The 16,312-nt window shown below is 73.1% G+C and carries 18 protein-coding genes; 9 read left to right on the top strand and 9 right to left on the bottom strand.

What is annotated here, in order from left to right; translation table 11 throughout:
- Positions 1–27 precede the first annotated feature (27 nt).
- The gene (locus NOCJ54_RS0105035) at positions 28–1,008 is read left to right on the top strand and encodes a ribose-phosphate diphosphokinase (protein WP_028654625.1); all 981 of its coding nucleotides are present in this window, start codon (positions 28–30) and stop codon (positions 1,006–1,008) included.
- 96 nt (positions 1,009–1,104) lie between these two features.
- Here NOCJ54_RS0105035 and NOCJ54_RS0105030 read toward each other — a convergent pair whose 3' ends face one another.
- Positions 1,105–2,277: an ATP-binding protein gene (locus NOCJ54_RS0105030; RefSeq protein ID WP_028654624.1), complete on the bottom strand. Its 1,173-nt coding sequence runs from the start codon at positions 2,275–2,277 to the stop codon at positions 1,105–1,107.
- 184 nt (positions 2,278–2,461) lie between these two features.
- Positions 2,462–3,097 carry a maleylpyruvate isomerase family mycothiol-dependent enzyme gene (locus NOCJ54_RS0105025; protein ID WP_028654623.1) on the bottom strand — a complete coding sequence of 212 codons (636 nt, stop codon included), beginning with the start codon at positions 3,095–3,097 and terminating at the stop codon, positions 2,462–2,464.
- 89 nt (positions 3,098–3,186) lie between these two features.
- Here NOCJ54_RS0105025 and NOCJ54_RS0105020 point away from each other — a divergent pair, with 89 nt between their 5' ends.
- From NOCJ54_RS0105020 to NOCJ54_RS0104995, 6 genes are all read left to right on the top strand, one after another.
- Positions 3,187–3,618 (top strand): MarR family winged helix-turn-helix transcriptional regulator, encoded by a 432-nt coding sequence (locus tag NOCJ54_RS0105020; protein WP_028654622.1) that lies wholly within the window; start codon positions 3,187–3,189, stop codon positions 3,616–3,618.
- 222 nt (positions 3,619–3,840) lie between these two features.
- Entirely contained in the window at positions 3,841–4,470 is a 630-nt protein-coding gene (locus NOCJ54_RS0105015; RefSeq protein ID WP_028654621.1) for a 50S ribosomal protein L25/general stress protein Ctc, read from the top strand.
- Between the two features lie 101 nt (positions 4,471–4,571).
- On the top strand, positions 4,572–5,165 hold the full coding sequence (gene pth, locus NOCJ54_RS0105010; protein WP_028654620.1) for an aminoacyl-tRNA hydrolase: 594 nt from the start codon (positions 4,572–4,574) through the stop codon (positions 5,163–5,165).
- Positions 5,166–5,752: 587 nt separating this feature from the next.
- Entirely contained in the window at positions 5,753–6,544 is a 792-nt protein-coding gene (locus NOCJ54_RS0105005) for a 3'(2'),5'-bisphosphate nucleotidase CysQ (RefSeq protein WP_051485485.1), read from the top strand.
- A gap of 10 nt (positions 6,545–6,554) precedes the next feature.
- Positions 6,555–7,340, top strand: coding sequence for a hypothetical protein (locus NOCJ54_RS29320; RefSeq protein WP_028654618.1), 786 nt, complete (start codon positions 6,555–6,557; stop codon positions 7,338–7,340).
- A 42-nt stretch (positions 7,341–7,382) separates the two neighbouring features.
- Entirely contained in the window at positions 7,383–7,784 is a 402-nt protein-coding gene (locus tag NOCJ54_RS0104995; RefSeq protein WP_028654617.1) for a VOC family protein, read from the top strand.
- A 26-nt stretch (positions 7,785–7,810) separates the two neighbouring features.
- Here NOCJ54_RS0104995 and NOCJ54_RS0104990 read toward each other — a convergent pair whose 3' ends face one another.
- Positions 7,811–8,434 (bottom strand): alpha-ketoglutarate-dependent dioxygenase AlkB, encoded by a 624-nt coding sequence (locus NOCJ54_RS0104990; protein WP_028654616.1) that lies wholly within the window; start codon positions 8,432–8,434, stop codon positions 7,811–7,813.
- 140 nt (positions 8,435–8,574) lie between these two features.
- Between NOCJ54_RS0104990 and NOCJ54_RS0104985 the strand changes: the two genes are divergently transcribed.
- Positions 8,575–9,285: a GntR family transcriptional regulator gene (locus NOCJ54_RS0104985; protein WP_028654615.1), complete on the top strand. Its 711-nt coding sequence runs from the start codon at positions 8,575–8,577 to the stop codon at positions 9,283–9,285.
- Between the two features lie 38 nt (positions 9,286–9,323).
- On the opposite strand, the gene NOCJ54_RS0104980 is transcribed toward NOCJ54_RS0104985, so the two are convergent.
- The 5 genes from NOCJ54_RS0104980 to NOCJ54_RS0104960 form a co-directional block, all read right to left on the bottom strand.
- Positions 9,324–9,701 (bottom strand): hypothetical protein, encoded by a 378-nt coding sequence (locus NOCJ54_RS0104980; RefSeq protein WP_036516918.1) that lies wholly within the window; start codon positions 9,699–9,701, stop codon positions 9,324–9,326.
- Between the two features lie 64 nt (positions 9,702–9,765).
- Positions 9,766–10,386, bottom strand: a complete 621-nt coding sequence (locus tag NOCJ54_RS23900; RefSeq protein ID WP_036516916.1) for an HD domain-containing protein — start codon at positions 10,384–10,386, stop codon at positions 9,766–9,768.
- A gap of 56 nt (positions 10,387–10,442) precedes the next feature.
- Positions 10,443–11,624: an RtcB family protein gene (locus NOCJ54_RS0104970; RefSeq protein ID WP_028654613.1), complete on the bottom strand. Its 1,182-nt coding sequence runs from the start codon at positions 11,622–11,624 to the stop codon at positions 10,443–10,445.
- Between the two features lie 108 nt (positions 11,625–11,732).
- Positions 11,733–12,215, bottom strand: a complete 483-nt coding sequence (locus tag NOCJ54_RS23895) for a GNAT family N-acetyltransferase (protein ID WP_051485484.1) — start codon at positions 12,213–12,215, stop codon at positions 11,733–11,735.
- A gap of 7 nt (positions 12,216–12,222) precedes the next feature.
- Complete coding sequence (locus NOCJ54_RS0104960) at positions 12,223–13,575, bottom strand: TrpB-like pyridoxal phosphate-dependent enzyme (protein ID WP_028654612.1); 1,353 nt, start codon at positions 13,573–13,575, stop codon at positions 12,223–12,225.
- 57 nt (positions 13,576–13,632) lie between these two features.
- On the opposite strand from NOCJ54_RS0104960, the gene NOCJ54_RS0104955 reads away from it, so the two are divergent.
- Positions 13,633–13,947 carry a chorismate mutase gene (locus NOCJ54_RS0104955; RefSeq protein WP_036516914.1) on the top strand — a complete coding sequence of 105 codons (315 nt, stop codon included), beginning with the start codon at positions 13,633–13,635 and terminating at the stop codon, positions 13,945–13,947.
- Positions 13,948–13,953: 6 nt separating this feature from the next.
- On the opposite strand, the gene NOCJ54_RS0104950 is transcribed toward NOCJ54_RS0104955, so the two are convergent.
- Positions 13,954–16,233, bottom strand: a complete 2,280-nt coding sequence (locus NOCJ54_RS0104950; protein WP_028654610.1) for a SpoIIE family protein phosphatase — start codon at positions 16,231–16,233, stop codon at positions 13,954–13,956.
- Between the last annotated feature and the right edge of the window lie 79 nt (positions 16,234–16,312).

The raw sequence follows: 16,312 nt of genomic DNA, 5'->3' as shown, positions 1-16,312 counted from the left end.
CAACTCCGGCGACCAGGGGAGTCACGCGTGAGCGGCTTGAAGCGGACGACCGAGAAGAACCTGATGGTCTTCTCGGGACGGGCACACCACGAGCTGGCGGAGGAGGTGGCCGAGATCCTCGGGCAGCAGCTCGTGCCCACCGACGCCCGCGAGTTCGCCAACGGTGAGATCTACGTCCGCTACGCCGAGTCGGTGCGTGGCTGCGACGCGTTCGTCATCCAGAGCCACACCACTCCGATCAACGAGTGGATCATGGAGCACCTGATCATGGTCGACGCGCTCAAGCGTGCCTCGGCCAAGCGGATCACGGTCGTCATGCCGTTCTGGGGCTACAGCCGCCAGGACAAGAAGCACCGCGGTCGCGAGCCGATCTCCGCGCGCCTCATCGCCGACCTGTTCAAGACCGCCGGCGCCGACCGGATCATCACCGTCGACCTGCACGCCGACCAGCTCCAGGGCTTCTTCGACGGCCCCGTCGACCACCTGATGGCGCTGCCGGTGCTCACCGACTACATCAAGGCGAAGTACGGCCACCAGGAGCTCGCCGTCGTCTCGCCCGACGCCGGCCGGATCAAGGTCGCCGAACGCTGGGCCGCCCGGCTCGACGGCGCGCCGCTGGCCTTCATCCACAAGACCCGCCGCATCGACGTCGCCAACGAGGTCGTCGCCAACCGCGTCGTCGGCGAGGTCGCCGGCAAGATCTGCGTGCTGACCGACGACATGATCGACACCGGCGGCACGATCGTGAAGGCCGCCGAGGCCCTGATGACCGCCGGTGCCGCCGGCGTCGTCATCGCCGCCACCCACGCGATCCTGTCTGAGCCCGCCGTCGACCGGCTCAAGAACAGCACCGCGACCGAGATCGTCGTCACCAACACGCTCCCCGTCCCTGACGAGAAGCAGTTCGACAAGCTGACCACCCTATCGATCGCCCCGATGGTGGCCCGTGCCATCCGCGAGGTGTTCGAGGACGGCTCGGTCACGTCGATGTTCGACGGGCACGCGTAAGGGGTCACCAGAAGGGTTGTCGTTTGGGACCAAACGGCGACAATTCGGCCCCGCGGGCTGCAGTTCCTGCCCAATCGACGCGGCTCGGACCAGCCGTCACGCCTGGTCGAGCGAGCGTACGAACGCCCCGAACCCGGGCAGGGTGAAGCGCACCAGGCCGTGACCGACCGGCTCGATCACGCCCTTCTCGATGAGCCGTTCCCGCGGCACGCTGATTGCCCGTGAGTCGACGCCCATCCCGGCGGCGATCGCGGCGCGGGTGACGTTGCCGTCGCCGGCCGCGGCCATCGCGGCGAGGAAGCGCTGCTCGAGCCGGGTCGCAGCACCCCAGCGGGCGCGGTGCATCGCGGCGAGCTGGTCGCGCGCGACCGGGAGTCCGCGCCGGACGTCGTTGAGGGTGAGCCGGTCGCCGCGGTCGGGCTCCGCGGCGTCCCAGGTGGTGCTGCCGAGCAGCTGGATGAGGTACGGGTAGCCGTGCGACTCGGCCACGATCGCGGCGAGCGCGGCGTCGGTCCAGCCCACGCCCTCGACCTCGGCCGGCTGCACCAGCGCCGCCCGGGCGTCGTCCTCGGAGAGGACGTCGAGGGAGATGAACGTGCTCCGCTCACCGAAGGTGGCGGCCCGGGTCAGGGCCTCGGGCGTCACGGGCAGGCCGGCGGACACCGCCGCGAGCGGGTTGTCGGCGCGCTCGCCGTCGAGGTTCTGCAGCGTGTTGAGCAGCACCGACATGTCGTCGGCCGACGCGGTGTGCAGCTCGTCGAGCAGGAGCAGCAGGCCGGCCCCGCCGTGCTGGCGGACCGCGGTGGCAGCGTCGTGCAGCAGCGACTCGAGGATCCCGATCACCGCCTGCGGGGGAGCGGTCGCCTCCTTGCGCGCGAGCTCGGCCTGCACCTTCGCCCCGGGCAGGCCGACCTCGACGGTGAGCCGCTCCAGCTGACCACGCCAGCGGTTGCCGGCCGCGCCGGACGGTACGGCGTCCGCGCGCTCCAGCGCCCGGCCGATGCTGTGCGCGACCTCCGGCAGCACCGGCCGCTGCCGAGAGCACGCGACCCACGCGGTGACGAACCCGGACTCGGTCGCGCGGCGCTGGCCCGCGCGCAGCAGGGAGGTCTTGCCGATGCCGCGCGGCGCGTGGAACACCAGCAGCGGACCACCCAGCTCGCCGTACGTCGCGACGCGCGCCAGCAGCCCCTCGATCCGCCGCATCTCGACCGCGCGCCCGGCGAGGATCCGGGGCACCTGGCCGGGGGTGTAGGGGTTGCTGGGCATGCCGCCTCCGCGTGATACGTCTTTATACTTCGGCCGAGTATAAATCGGTATCCCGACACAACCCCGGCGTCCGGGACGAACCTGACCGTCAAAGCTCACGCTTGACCGACGAAGCTTCGTCGGTCAAGCGTGAGTTTCGCCGGTCGACCGGCGAATTTCTCCCCCGCCGCCGCGCCGACCAGCGTCAGGACAGCGCCGGCACGAGCGCCACGCCCTCGCCCGAGACCAGGGCGGGGTCGGGGCGGCGGCCGGAGGCGATCATCAGCAGCTCCTGCATCGGGCCGGTGATGGTCGGGCCGGAGCCACGGGCCCAGTCGACGTCGGTGGCGACGAGGCGCACGCTGCGCAGCAGGCGGCGGGTGCCCATGAGGAAGGCGAGGCGGCGCACCCGGTCGGCGGCGACCGCCGCCGCCTCCGGTGGCATCTCGCGGGTCCGGCCGAGCGGGCGGACGACGTCCTGGTGGTGGATCAGCGAGTCGATGAGCGGCTCGACGCTGGTGGTCGTCGGCACGTGGTGCGTGCTGGTGGCGAACCGGTCGAAGTCGGCGAGGATGCTCTCCCTCGTCTCTCGGGCGCCGAGTCGCTTCACCTCGCGGAAGATCATCGTGTTGTGGCCACGCCCGAGGTTGCGTGCCACCAGCCCGCCCATCTGCGGCCAGCCGATCTGCGGGGTCGAGATCACGTGCGCCGCGACGTCGTGCACGCTCCACCCCGGGCACAGCGACTCGTGCGCCCACTCCTCGGGGGAGAGGTCGGCGAGGGTGGTGGCCAGAGCCGTGCGCTCGGCGTGGACCCAGGCCCACAGGGTGCTCTTGTCCATCGCCGCCCTCGTGATCTCGACTGGTCAGTTTCCCTGACTGATATGGTCAGTCGCGCTGACCAGTTCGTCAAGGTCTCGAGGAGGAAGAGTTGTCCGGTCCGCATCCCGGCCTGCTGATGTTCATCGGCGCGCGGTACGTCGAGCAGCGGATCAACGACGCGGTCGTGGCCGCTGGCTTCGAGGACCTGACGCCCGCGATGGCGCGGGCCGCCGCCCGACTCCGCGAGGACGGCATCCGGGTCACCGACATCGCCGAGCAGGCGCGGATCACCAAGCAGAGCGCCAGTGCGCTCGTCGACCAGCTCGAGCGGTGCGGGTACGTCGAGCGGGTGCCTGACCCCGCGGACGCCCGGGCGCGCCTCGTCGTGCTCGCCCCCCGCGGCCGCGCCGCGCAGGCGGTCGCCCGGCGCGAGGAGCGGGCCGTGGAGCGGGAGTGGCGCCGCCACCTCGGCGCCGAGCGGATGGCCGCACTGCAGGACGCGCTGGTCGCGCTCCGCGAGGTCACGGACCCGTACCTCTAGCGGTCCGGTCGGGGCCCTGACGTGGATTTCGCGGCGACGGCCGTCCCTCGGTAGTCTCTTCCGGTTGCCTCGGCGAGGGAGCACCCGCTTCTGTGACTCCGTGATCGACTGGGCCGGTTCGTCTTCTGACGCCGCGCGCCCTGCCGGTCATCGGGCCAGGGAAGCGTGGCGTTCCTCTTTCCCGGGCAACGCCACCCGACAAGGACGAGCCAGGAGTTCCCCATGAGCACCGAGAAGATCAAGGCCGAGCTGCGCACCGAGTTCGGCAAGGGCGCCGCCCGCCGCATCCGCCGCGAGGACAAGATCCCCGCCGTCGTCTACGGCCACGGCAACGACCCGATCCACCTGACCCTCCCGGGCCACGAGACCATGATGGCGATCCGCCACGGCGGCGCGAACGCCCTGCTCGAGCTCGACATCGACGGCGACGTCCAGCTCGCCCTGACCAAGCAGGTCCAGGTCGACCCGGTCCGCCGCCTCCTCGAGCACGTCGACTTCGTCGCCGTGAAGCGTGGCGAGAAGGTCACCGTCGACGTCCCCGTCCACCTGGTCGGCGACGCCGCCCCGGGCACCCTCGTCGTCACCGAGAACGCGACCCTCCAGGTCGAGGCCGAGGCGACCCACATCCCCGAGCAGTTCGAGATCAGCATCGAGGGCGCCGAGGCCGGCACCCAGATCCACGCCAGCGACGTCGAGCTGCCCAACGGCACCACGCTGCTGACCGACGCCGAGACCCTCGTCGTCAACGTCACCGAGGCCCCCGTGGCCGAGGAGCCCGCCGACGAGGCCGCTGAGGGCGACACCGAGGCCGCCGAGGAGGCTGCGCCCGCCGAGGGCGGCGACAGCGAGTGACCTTCGCACGGCTCAGGTGGTTCCTGGGCCGGTTGATCTCCCCGGCGCGGTCCTCCGCGCCGGGGAGCTCTGCTTCCACCCCTGACCCGAGGAGCGATGACGTGACCGGCACCGACGTGTGGCTCGTCGTCGGCCTCGGCAACCCCGGGCCGTCGTACGCCGGGCACCGGCACAACATCGGCTACATGGTGGTCGACGAGCTCGCCCGCCGGATGGGCAGCGGCTTCCGCGCTCACAAGTCCGGCCGTGCCGACGTCGTCGAGGGCCGGCTCGGCGCCCCCGGCGCCGACGCGCCGCGAGTCGTGCTCGCGAAGGCCCGCTCCTACATGAACGAGTCCGGCGGCCCGGTCAAGGCGCTCGCCACGTTCTACAAGGTCCCCGCCGAGCGCATCGTCGCCATCCACGACGAGCTCGACATCGACTTCGGGACCCTCCGTGTCAAGAAGGGCGGCGGCGACAACGGCCACAACGGCCTCAAGTCCATGCGGTCCTCCCTCGGCACCGGCGACTTCTTCCGGGTCCGCGCCGGCATCGGCCGCCCGCCCGGCCGCCAGGACGTCGCCGACTTCGTGCTGTCGAACTACTCGACCACGCAGCGCAAGGAGCTCCCCTTCCAGGTCGACTCCGCCGCCGACGCCGTCGAGTGCCTGATCACCGAGGGCCTCGAGAAGACCCAGCAGCGGTACAACTCCTGATGGCGCGAGCGTGTCGCCTGTCGAGGGCTGCGCGCAGGCCTGATCGATGGCGCGAGCGTGTCGCCTGTCGAGGGCTCCGGGATGTGGCACAGTCCGTCTGGCGGCCAGACGGGCGTAGGTGGACCGAGCGTTCCGCCCGGTGGTTGAGGTGCGACGAGCGCCAGCGAGGAGCCTCGAAACCTCCGGGCCTTGATGGCGGGCTGGGGCGATCATGGCTCGGTGCACCGGGGCCACTGGTTTCGAGGCTCGGCGCTAGCGCGCCTCGCACCTCAACCAGCGGCGGGAGGTCGGCGCTGGGGCGCCTCGCACTTCAACCAGCGGCGGAAGGTCGGCGCTGGGGCGCCTCGCACNGAGCGCCTCGCACTTCAACCAGCGGCGGAAGGTCGGCGCTGGGGCGCCTCGCACCTCAACCAGCGGCGGAAGGTCGGCGCTGGAGCGCCTCGCACCTCAACCAGCGGCGGGAGGCACGTCGCTGGCGCTCCTCGCACCTCGACCAGCGGCGGCGGGCGGGCCGGGCTCCCGGGGCCGGAGCCGGTGACCCCCGGTCGGCCTCGGGGGTGTGGTTGCGACCTCGCTACGCTGGGCGGGTGACTTTCGAGCCCGGTACCCCTGCTCCCGAGGTCGTTGCTGACGACCACCTCTTCGCCGCCTGGCTGGCCGAGGCCGCCGGCCGGCGCCTGCTCGAGGTGCGGGGTGAGGGACTGGAGGGCAAGGAGCTCAAGGACGCCGGCGACCGTGCCGCGCACGAGCTGCTGATGGAGCTGCTCGCGGCGCACCGCCCCGACGACGCGGTGCTGTCGGAGGAGGCGCTGGAGAGCGCCGAGGACAAGGACGCGCGGCTGACTGCGTCGAAGGTGTGGATCGTCGACCCGCTCGACGGCACCCGCGAGTTCTCCGAGCCGCCGCGCGACGACTGGGCCGTGCACGTCGCCCTCTGGCAGGACGGCCAGCTGGTCGCCGGCGCCGTCGCGCAGCCCGCGCTCGGCGAGACCTTCAACACCGGGCAGCCGCCCGTCGTGCCGCCGCGCACCTCCACGCGGCCGCGCATCGCCGTGTCGCGCACCCGGCCGCCGGCCTTCGTCGAGGCGCTCGCTGCCGAGCTGGACGCCGAGCTGGTGCCCATGGGCTCGGCCGGCGTGAAGATGATGTCCGTCGTGCGCGACGTCGCCGACGCCTACGTCCACGCGGGCGGGCAGTACGAGTGGGACTCCGCCGCCCCGGTCGCGGTCGCCCGGGCCGCCGGCCTGTTCACCTCGCGGGTCGACGGCAGCGAGCTGGTCTACAACCAGGCCGACGTCTACCTGCCCGACGTGATCGTGTGCCGTCCGGAGCTGTCGGAGAAGATCCTCGCCTTCATCGAGGCCAACGGCACCGACTGACGGAGCGGACGTGGCCGAGGAGAGGGAGGAACGGCGTACGCCCGTCGTCGACTGGCAGGCCACCGCGGCCGGTGCCGGCGCGGCGGTCACCGTCGCCGTGCTGCTCTCCACCCTGGGCGCGGCCGGCACGCTGATCGGAGCTGCGCTCGGCAGCGTCATCGCCACCGTCAGCAGCGCGGTCTACAAGCAGGGCATCGAGCGCAGCCGCCGCCGCGTCGCCGAGCTGCAGGCTGCCGCCCTCGCCCGGGACGCCGCGCGAGCGCGCCGGCACGCCGAGAGCGACGAGGTCGACGGGCACCACGACACGAGGCATCTCGACGAGGCCGCGGAGGAGTCGGTGATGGACGACGCGGGTGGGGAGCACTCGCGCTGGTCCGGGCTGCCGTGGCGCCGCATCGCCGTGGCAGCGGTCGTCGTCTTCCTGGTCGCGGTGGTCGTCATCAGCGTCGTCGAGCTGATCGCGGGGCGGAGCGTCTCCAGCATCACCGGGGGCACCGACGGCACGGACCGCACCTCGATCACCGGCGTCGTCGACCGCGAGAAGCGGAAGGACGACAAGCCGAGCAAGCCGCGGCCCGACCGGCCCGCTGACGACGGGACGACCCCGGCACCCGGCGACACCCCGACCCCGACCGGCGCGCCGACGGACTCGACGTCGGGCCCCACGCCGGGCCCCTCGGGCTCGACGGGCACGCCGTCGCCGACCGCGACCGTCACCGAGACCGTCACGCAGACGGTCGACCCGGGTCCCGCCCCGAGCACGCCGCCGCCGGCGACCCCGCCGCCGACACCCTGATAACCGGTTGTGGCCCGCGGGCCCGCTCGGGAGGGTGGGTCCGTGACGTCCTACATCTCGCACACCGCGATCGACTGCGCGAACGCCTACGAGCTCTCCGAGTGGTGGAAGCCGGTGCTCGGGTACGTCGACATCGACGGGGACCCCAACCTCCCCGGCCACGAGGAGTGCATGGTCCGCGACCCGCAGACCGGCCACCAGCTGCTCTTCATCGAGGTCCCCGACGCGAAGTCGGTCAAGAACCGCGTGCACCTCGACCTCCGCCCGCGCGAGCGCACCCGCGACGAGGAGGTCGAGTGGCTGCTCGGGTACGGCGCCACGCAGGTCGCCGACCATCGCGGCATCCACGGGCCCGGCTCCGGCTGGGTGGTCCTGGCCGATCCGGAGGGCAACGAGTTCTGCATCCTGCGCTCCGACGCGGAGGTCGCGGCGGCCGACCACTGAACCCCGGTCTCCGGCCCGGGTGGCGGTCAGAAGACGTTGAGCGGGCGGAACTGCACCGAGATCCGCGGGCCGGCCGAGGCGACCTTCGGCACGGCGTGCTCCCAGGTCCGCTGGCAGGAGCCGCCCATGACGACGAGGTCGCCGTGGCCCATCTCGACGGCGAAGGACTCCTCGCGGCGCTCGGGGTCACGCGGGCGCAGGTGCAGCCGGCGCGGGTCGCCGAGGGAGACGATCGCGACCATCGTGTCGTGGGTCGAGCCGCGACCGATGGTGTCGCCGTGCCAGGCCACACTGTCGCGGCCGTCGCGGTAGTAGCAGCAGCCGGCGGTGCGGAAGGGCTCGCCGAGCTCGCCGGCGTAGTGGGCGCTGAGGTCCTCCCGGGCGGCGGTGAGCCGTGGGTGGGGCAGCTCCTCGCCGATCATGTAGGTGTAGACGAGCCGCGGCACGTCGACGACGCGGTCGTACATCGCCCGTCGCTCCGCCCGCCAGGGCACGTCGCGCACCAGCGTGGCGAAGACGTCGTCGGCGTCCGGCAGCCAGTTGCGGGCCACGTCGACCCAGGCGCCGCCACTCAGGACGCGCCGCTCCGGGACGGCCGGCGGGTGGCTGGCCGGGCTGTCGAAGAGGGTGCTCTGGAAGTCCACCGACATGCCACCCAGCGTACGCCGTCGTTCGAACAGGTGTTCGCACGACGCGCGGTGCGCGTCCTCCCTCGGAAATGAGGTAGCGAACCGGGCAAAGGATTCCGGGTTCGGCGGACGGTACGGGTGCGCCTACCTAGCCTGATGAGGTGGCTCCCGAGGGACGTACGGCACGGCGGTCGCTCAAGCACGTGGCGATCCGCGAGTACGTGCGCGGCCTCGTCGCCGACCGCCCGCCGGGCACGCCGGCGCCCTCCGAGCGCGAGCTCGTCGACCAGTTCGGCGTCGCCCGGATGACCGTGCGGCAGGCACTCGACGCGCTGGTGGGGGAGGGCGTGCTCGAGCGCCACCCGGGTCGCGGGACGTTCGTCGCCGTGCCGCGCCGCACCCCCACGGGGGTGCGCGGGCTGACCGAGGACCTCGCCCGGCGCGGCACGGTGCTCGAGACCCGGACCCTGGCCGCCGGCGCAGAGCCGGCCGAGCCCGAGATGGCCGCGGCGTTCCGGGTGCAGCCCGGCGACGCGATGGTGCACTGGGTGCGCCTGCGGGTCGCCGAGGGCCGCCCGTTCGGGTGGTCGGAGACGTGGCTGCCGGCTGTGGTCGCCGGCGACCTGCTGGACCACCTCCCCACCAGCCTGTACGACGCCCTGGAGGCTCGCGGTTCCCGCCCGACCTGGTGCGACGACTCGGTCGCGGCCGGCGTCGCCACGGGTCGTGAGGCCGCGCTGCTCGAGGTCCCACCGGGCAGCGCGGTGCTCCGCTTCACCCGCCGGGCGATGCGCGAGGAGACGGTGGTCGAGATGACCCGCTCGGTGCTGCGCGGGGACGCCTACACGCTGCACCTGCAGCTGCGAGCCTGACCGGGATCCAGCCGCCCGGGTGCCACTCGGAGGCGGGCTCAGGTGCCGGCGAGCCCGCCCAGCGGCGCGACCGCCTCGCCGGTCTCCTCGCACACCCAGCGCGGGTCCGGCCCGCCGAGGTCGGGGTCGACGTGCAGCGCGTGCACCGGCCCCTCGGCGCAGCGCGAGCACACCGGCCACAGCCCGTCGCGCTGGTCGCGGCCGAACTCGTCGGCGAGCGCGTCCTGCAGGTCCTGGGCGATCAGCCCGGCGATGTAGGGCGCACCCTCGGCCCACTGCTCGAGCCACCAGCGCCGCTCCGAGCAGGCCTCGTCGAGCAGGCTCACGGACGCCGGTGTGTCGAGCCCCCGGGCGGCCAGGTCGGCCAGCACCTGGGCCCGCGCCACGAAGATCACGCTGTCGTCCACACGCCCCATTGTGCGCACCCGGCCAACCCCGCCGGTGCCCGGTCGGAGCATGCCGCGACGGTCGTCGTCCGGGTCAGTCCGCCTCCGCGGGCGGCAGCTTCTCCAGCTCCCGCGCGAGGTTCGCCCGGGCGGGCTCCTCCCAGGTGGCCAGGCCGTGCGCGGTGTGGAAGAGCCGTGGCTTGGCGGCGAGCTGGCGCAGGACGTCGCCGCGGCCGGCGGCGAACACCTCGTCGGGCAGGTGCGCGTACTCCTTGCGGACCGCTGCGACGTACTGGTCGTAGCGCTGCGCGCCCGAGGCCAGGATCGCGAGGTCGGCGTCGGACAGTGCGCACCCGTTCCCGTCCTCCGGCTCGGGCCGGTGGTGCTCGGTGAGCCGCACCAGCCGGGTCACCTCGGCGACGGTCGCCTCGTCCACGAGCGGCGCGAGCGCGTGCTCGGCCCACACGGCCGAGCGCTCCTCGGCGTCCCGCTCGCCGTCGTAGACGGCGTCGTGGAACCACGCAGCCAGCTGCACCGGCACCCGGTCGTAGCGGGCCCCGGCCTCCTCCAGCTCGTCGAGGCGACGCAGCACCTCGCGCAGGTGGTCGACGCCGTGGTGCCCGCGGGCAGGGTCGGCGTAGGCCGCGAGGACCTCGTCGCGCAGGGAGTCCGCGCCGGTCAGCGGCCAGGGCAGGTCGGGATGGTCGTCCTCCATCCGGACATTCAAACCGACCGCCCCAGCCGCTGTCACCGAGGGGTCCCGACCACCGATCAGTCGCCCTTGACGTTCACGATCTGGCGCAGCGTGTGCCGGACCTCGACCAGGTCGGCGGCGTCGGCCATGACCTGGTCGATGTCCTTGTACGCCGCCGGGATCTCGTCGATGAACGCGTCGGTGTCGCGGTACTCGATGCCGGTCATCGCCTCCCGCAGCTGCTCCCGGGTGAAGGTGCGCCGTGCCCTCGACCGGGAGTACTCCCGCCCGGCGCCGTGCGGTGCCGAGTTGAGCGCCACCGGGTTGCCCAGCCCGCTGACGACGTACGACGCCGTCCCCATCGAGCCCGGGATGAGTCCCATCCGGCCGCGCTCGGCGTTGATCGCGCCCTTGCGGGAGAGCCACACGTCCTTGCCGAAGTGGTGCTCCTGCTCGGTGTAGTTGTGGTGGCAGTTGACCTCCTCGGTCCGCTCCACCTCGTCGGCCGAGCCGAGGCCGACCCACTCCGCGAACTGGCGGACCACCCGGTCCATCATCTCCTCGCGGTTGAGCAGGGCGTAGCGCTGCGCCCACCGCATCTCGCGGATGTAGGCCCAGAACTCGTCGGTGCCCTCCGAGAGGTAGGCGAGGTCCTTGTCGGGCAGGTCGATCCACCACTTCTCGCACAGGTCGCGGGCGACCTTGATGTGCTTCTGCGCGATCTTGTTGCCCACGCCCCGCGAGCCGGAGTGCAGGAACAGCCACACCCGCTGCTCCTCGTCGACGGTGACCTCGATGAAGTGGTTGCCCGACCCGAGCGTCCCCAGCTGCAGCTCCCACGTCTTCGCGTAGCGGCCGGGCTCGAAGCCGGCCTGCTCCGCGGCCGCCGTGAGCTCCTCGAGCCGGTGCTCGGTGTGCTCGCGGGAGACCTTCCGGTTCGCGGCGCCGGCGGAGAGCGGGACGGCCCGCTCGATGGCCTCGCGCAGCGGCCGCCGGTCGGCCGGCAGCTCGGGCAGGGTGAGCTGGGTGCGCACCGCGATCATGCCGCAGCCGATGTCGACGCCGACCGCGGCCGGGATGATCGCGCCGAGGGTCGGGATGACCGACCCCACCGTCGCGCCCAGGCCCAGGTGGGCGTCGGGCATCAGCGCGAGGTGCGGGTGGATGAACGGCATGCTGGCCGTCGTCACCGCCTGGTCGCGGGTGCCCTGCTCGAGGATCGAAGCCCAGCTGAGGAGCTTCGGGGTGATCTTCTCCATCGATGGTTCCTGTGTCGTTGCCCTTCTGGTGCCGAGGACCCGCCGGGTGCGGGCCGACGGACGAGGCTAGGGACCGGGAAATGCGTTGCACACGCCATTTCCCGGGCGCTACCCACGCAACGCCAGGCGCATCCACACGTCGTCCGGACCGCCCCGCTCGTCGGGGCTGCGGTGGGTCTCGACGAACCCGTGGCCCCCGTAGAACCGCCGGGCCTGCTCGTGCCCGGCCATGTAGGCCAGGCGCACCTCGCGGGCCCGTGCGCCGGGGCCCGCGAGGACGGCGGCGAGCAGCGCGGACCCGGTGCCGCGCCGCTGCCGGGTGGGTACGACGTACAGCTTCCAGATCGTGAGCACGCCGTCGGCGACGGAGCACATCACCATGCCGGTGACCTCGCCGCCCGACTCCGCGACCAGCACCATCCCGGCCTCGACGGCGCGGGCGACGTCGTCGGGTGCCCACAGCTCCGCCAGCCCGCGCTCGACGTACTCCTCCCCGGCGAGGGCGGTGTAGGCGGCCGGCCACGTCGCGTGGCCGACCGCCACGACCGCGTCCACGTCGGCGACGGAGGCCGGGCGGACGACGACGGTCATCGGGTCCTCACACCACCGGGACGTTGGCCAGAGCCTCGGCGAGGGCCGCGTCGGAGAGCGGGTCGTCCTCGAGGTTCCCGGACAGGTAGGTCGCGTAGGCGCCCAGCTCGAGCAGCCCGTGCCCGGAGAGGCCGACGACGATGACCGGCTCGGCGCCGGTCTCCGCGGCGGCGAGCGCCTCGCGACGCACCTGTGCGAGTGCGTGCGACGACTCCGGCGCCGGGACGACGCCCTGGGTGCGGGCGAACTCGACGGCGGCGTCGAAGCACTCGTTCTGGTGCAGCGCGACGGCGTCGATGTAGCCCTGCTCGACTGCGTGCGAGACCAGCGGCGCCATGCCGTGGTAGCGCAGGCCGCCGGCGTGGATCGGCGACGGGACGAAGTCGTGGCCCAGCGTGTGCATCTTCATCAGGGGTGTCAGGCCGGCGGTGTCGCCGAAGTCGTAGCGGTACTCGCCGCGCGTCAGCGTCGGGCACGAGCTCGGCTCCACCGCGAGGATCCGCGGGTCCTGGTTGCCCGCCAGCTTCTCGCGCAGGAACGGGAACGACAGGCCCGCGAAGTTGGAGCCGCCGCCCGCGCAGCCGACCACGAGGTCGGCGCCGGGCTCGCCGGCCTTGGCCAGCTGGCGCAGTGCCTCCTCGCCGATCACGGTCTGGTGCAGCAGCACGTGGTTGAGCACCGAGCCGAGCGCGTACTTCGCGCCCGGGTCCTGCGCGGCGACCTCGACGGCCTCGGAGATCGCGATGCCGAGCGAGCCGGGGTGGTCCTCGGCGAACGCCTTGCCGGCCTCGGTGAGCCGGCTGGGGGAGCGGTGCACCGTGCCCCCGAAGACCTCGATCAGCGTGCGCCGCTGCGGCTTGGTGTCGTACGACGCCCCGACCTGCCACACCTCGCACTCGACGCCGAACAGCGCGGCGGCGTACGACAGGGCGGTGCCCCACTGGCCGGCGCCGGTCTCGGTCGTGAGCCGGGTGATGCCGTTGAGCTGGTTGTAGTAGACCTGCGGGACCGCGGTGTTGACCTTGTGCGAGCCGGCGGGGGAGACGCCCTCGTACTTGTAGTAGATCCGCGCGGACGTGCCGAGGTGCTGCTCCCAGCGCCGGGCGCGGTAGAGCGGGCTCGGGCGGTACTGCCGGTAGACGTCGAGGACCGGCTCGGGGATCTCGACGTAGCGCTCGGCGCTCACCTCCTGGGCGATGAGCTCCGGCGGGAAGAGCGGCGCGAGGTCGTCGGGGCCGACCGGCGCGCGGGTGCCGGGGTGCAGCGGCGGGGGCGGGGGGACGGGCAGGTCCGCGACGACGTTGTACCAGTGCGTCGGCTGCTCGTCCGGCTCGAGGGTGTACATCACCTGGTCGCTCATGGGGCGCCCTCTCGGTCTTCGGTTGGCGGCGGGGGGTGGTCCGGATCGTAGGGCAGGATGGAGCCCGTGAGTGCTGACGACGCCCGGGCCGAGCTCCACCGACTCCGGTCGAGCATCGACAACCTCGACGCCGCCCTCGTGCACCTGCTGGCCGAGCGGTTCAAGTGCACCGAGCAGGTCGGCCGGCTGAAGGCCCGCGCCGGCATGCCGCCCGCCGACCCGGCCCGCGAGGCGGTCCAGATCGCGCGGCTGCGGTCGATGGCGGAGAGCTCCGGCCTCGACCCGCACTTCGCGGAGAAGATCCTCAACGTGATCATCGCCGAGGTCATCCGCAACCACGAGCAGTTCGCCGAGGACGAGTCCGGGGCCTGAGCGCCTTCAGCCGGAGGTACGGCGGATCGCGACGACGGTCGTGTCGTCGTCGCGGTTGCCCGGCACGGAGTCGACCAGGGCGGACGACCAGGGGGCGGTGCCGCCGGCACGCGGACCGGGCTCTCCCGAGCGGCGGAGGTCCTCGACGCTCTCGACCAGGTCGCGCCCGCGGCGCTCGATCAGGCCGTCGGTGAACAGCAGCAGGGTCGCCCCGGGCGCCAGGGTCGCGGTGGTCGCGACGGCGCCGCCCATGCCCACGCCGAGCAGGGCTCGGTGGTCCCCCTCCAGCACGCGGGCCGGCCCGTCGCCGTACAGCAGGGGCGCGGGGTGGCCGGCGTTGACGATCTCCAGCTCCCCGGTCGCGGGATCGACCACGACGACGATCGCCGAGGCGACCTGGTCGCCCATCAGCGTCGCCATCATGCGGTCGAGCAGGTCGAGGCTCGCGGTGGCCGGGGTGCCGGCGAAGAGGTGCGCACGCAGCGCCGTGCGGATCTGCGTCATCGCAGCGACCGCGGCCACGCCGTGCCCCGCGACGTCACCGACGGCGAACGCGACCCGGCCGTCGTCGAGGTCGAGGGTGTCCCACCAGTCACCGCCCAGCTGGTACTCGCTGGCAGGCAGGTAGGTGGCGGCCACCTCGAGTCCCCGGTGCTCGGCGACGAGGTCGGTGACGACGCTGCGCTGCAACGACTCCGCGACGGCGATCTGCTCCCGTGACCGGTGCAGCAGCAGGGTCGACGCCTGCAGGCGCAGGGAGTTGGCCAGCTCGAGGTCGGAGGGGGACCACGGCAGGCTGTGCCCGCGGACGACCTCGCGCCACTTGTCGAAGGACTTGCGCGGGGAGAGCCGGACCTCCGACCCCTCGGTGGCGTAGAGCTTGGCGTTGCTGGGGTCGCCACCCCAGTTGACCTCCTGCTCCTGCTCGGGGCGGAACCAGGCGAGCCAGCGGTCGTCGGCGGTGCCGACCACCAGGGCCCCGGCCGCCAGCCGGGCGTGCCCGGCCAGGTCCGGGTCGAGGTCGGCCAGGTGGTCGTGCGCCGCCGCCTCGCCGTCGGGGCGGCGGACCAGCTCCGCGATCCGGCGGCAGGTCTCCGGTGGCGGCACGTTCCCGGCGCTGGTGATCTGGTCGTCGAAGCACAGCGCGACGCCGTGCGCACCCACGAGCTGGCGCACGGCCGGCTCGCTCACGAGGACCTCGAGCAGCCGGTCACCCGCGCCGAGCAGCGCTGCGTTGGCCTTGCTGAGCACCTCCTGGCCGGCCAGGGCGCGCTCCCGCTCGTCGCTGCGCTCGCGCTCGGCCATCATCCTGGAGGAGATCTGGCCGAGGTACTCGGCCGCGGCGCGGGCCTCGTGGTCCGGGCGGTGCGGCCCCGAGTAGTGGTGGCACGCGATGAGGCCCCACAGCTGGCCGTCGACGACCAGCGAGACCGACATGGAGGCGGTCACGCCCATGTTGGTGAGGTACTCGACGTGGATCGGGGACACGCTGCGCAGGGTGGAGCCGGACAGGTCCAGCGGCTGCCCGGTCCCCGGGTCCAGCACGGGGTGCAGCGGCACCGGCCGGTAGCCCAGGTCGGCGATCAGCCGCAGCCAGTTGGTCGTGTAGAGGCGGCGCGCCTGCGCGGGGATGTCGGTGGCGGGGTAGTGCAGCCCGAGGAACGGGTTCAGGTCCTCGCGCCGGTCCTCCGCGATGACCTCCCCGTTCCAGTCGGCGTCGAACCGGTAGACCATCACCCGGTCGAAGCCGGTGACGGCACAGACCTCCTCGGCCAGGCGTGCGGCCAGCTCGGAGACGGTGCCGGCGGCGACCAGGCGGGCCATCGCGGCGCGCGCCGAGGAGTAGGTGAGCCCCCGACGGTCGGCGAGCGGCTCGAGCTCGACGACGACCCGGTCGGCGGACAGGTGCACCGCGACGTCGACCTCGCGGCCGCGCAGGCTGCCCAGCCCGTCCGGGTCCGCCGGGGCCGGGCGCACCTGCGCGACGAGCGGCTCGTGCCCCTCCTGCTCAGCGCGGGCCATGGCCTCGACGGTGAGCTCGGACCCGAGCAGCGCGCGCAGGTCCTGCCCGAGGGCGTCGGCCGCGCTCACGCCCAGCAGGTCTGCCACGTTCTCCGAGGCGGTGACGACCAGGCCGGTGGCGTGGTCGACGGCGAGCAGGCAGCCGTGCGGCTGGATGGCCCCCGGGATGTGGATCGGCTCGGTGTCGCAGGTCGTGAGGTCGGCGGTCTGGTACGCCGGGGTGTGGGCGGACGGCGGCACGCCGCTGGAATCCACCTGGCTCACTGCGTCCCCGATCCGCGTCGTGTGGCGGGCCTCGTCCCGCCGGCCCCTCGCAGGAGGCTAGTGGACGTCACCGCCCCCG

The organism is Nocardioides sp. J54 (assembly GCF_000519005.1).
Lineage (GTDB): Bacteria > Actinomycetota > Actinomycetes > Propionibacteriales > Nocardioidaceae > Nocardioides.
The sequence above is the reverse complement of the archived record's forward strand: the minus strand, read 5'-3'. Positions and strand labels throughout refer to the sequence as shown.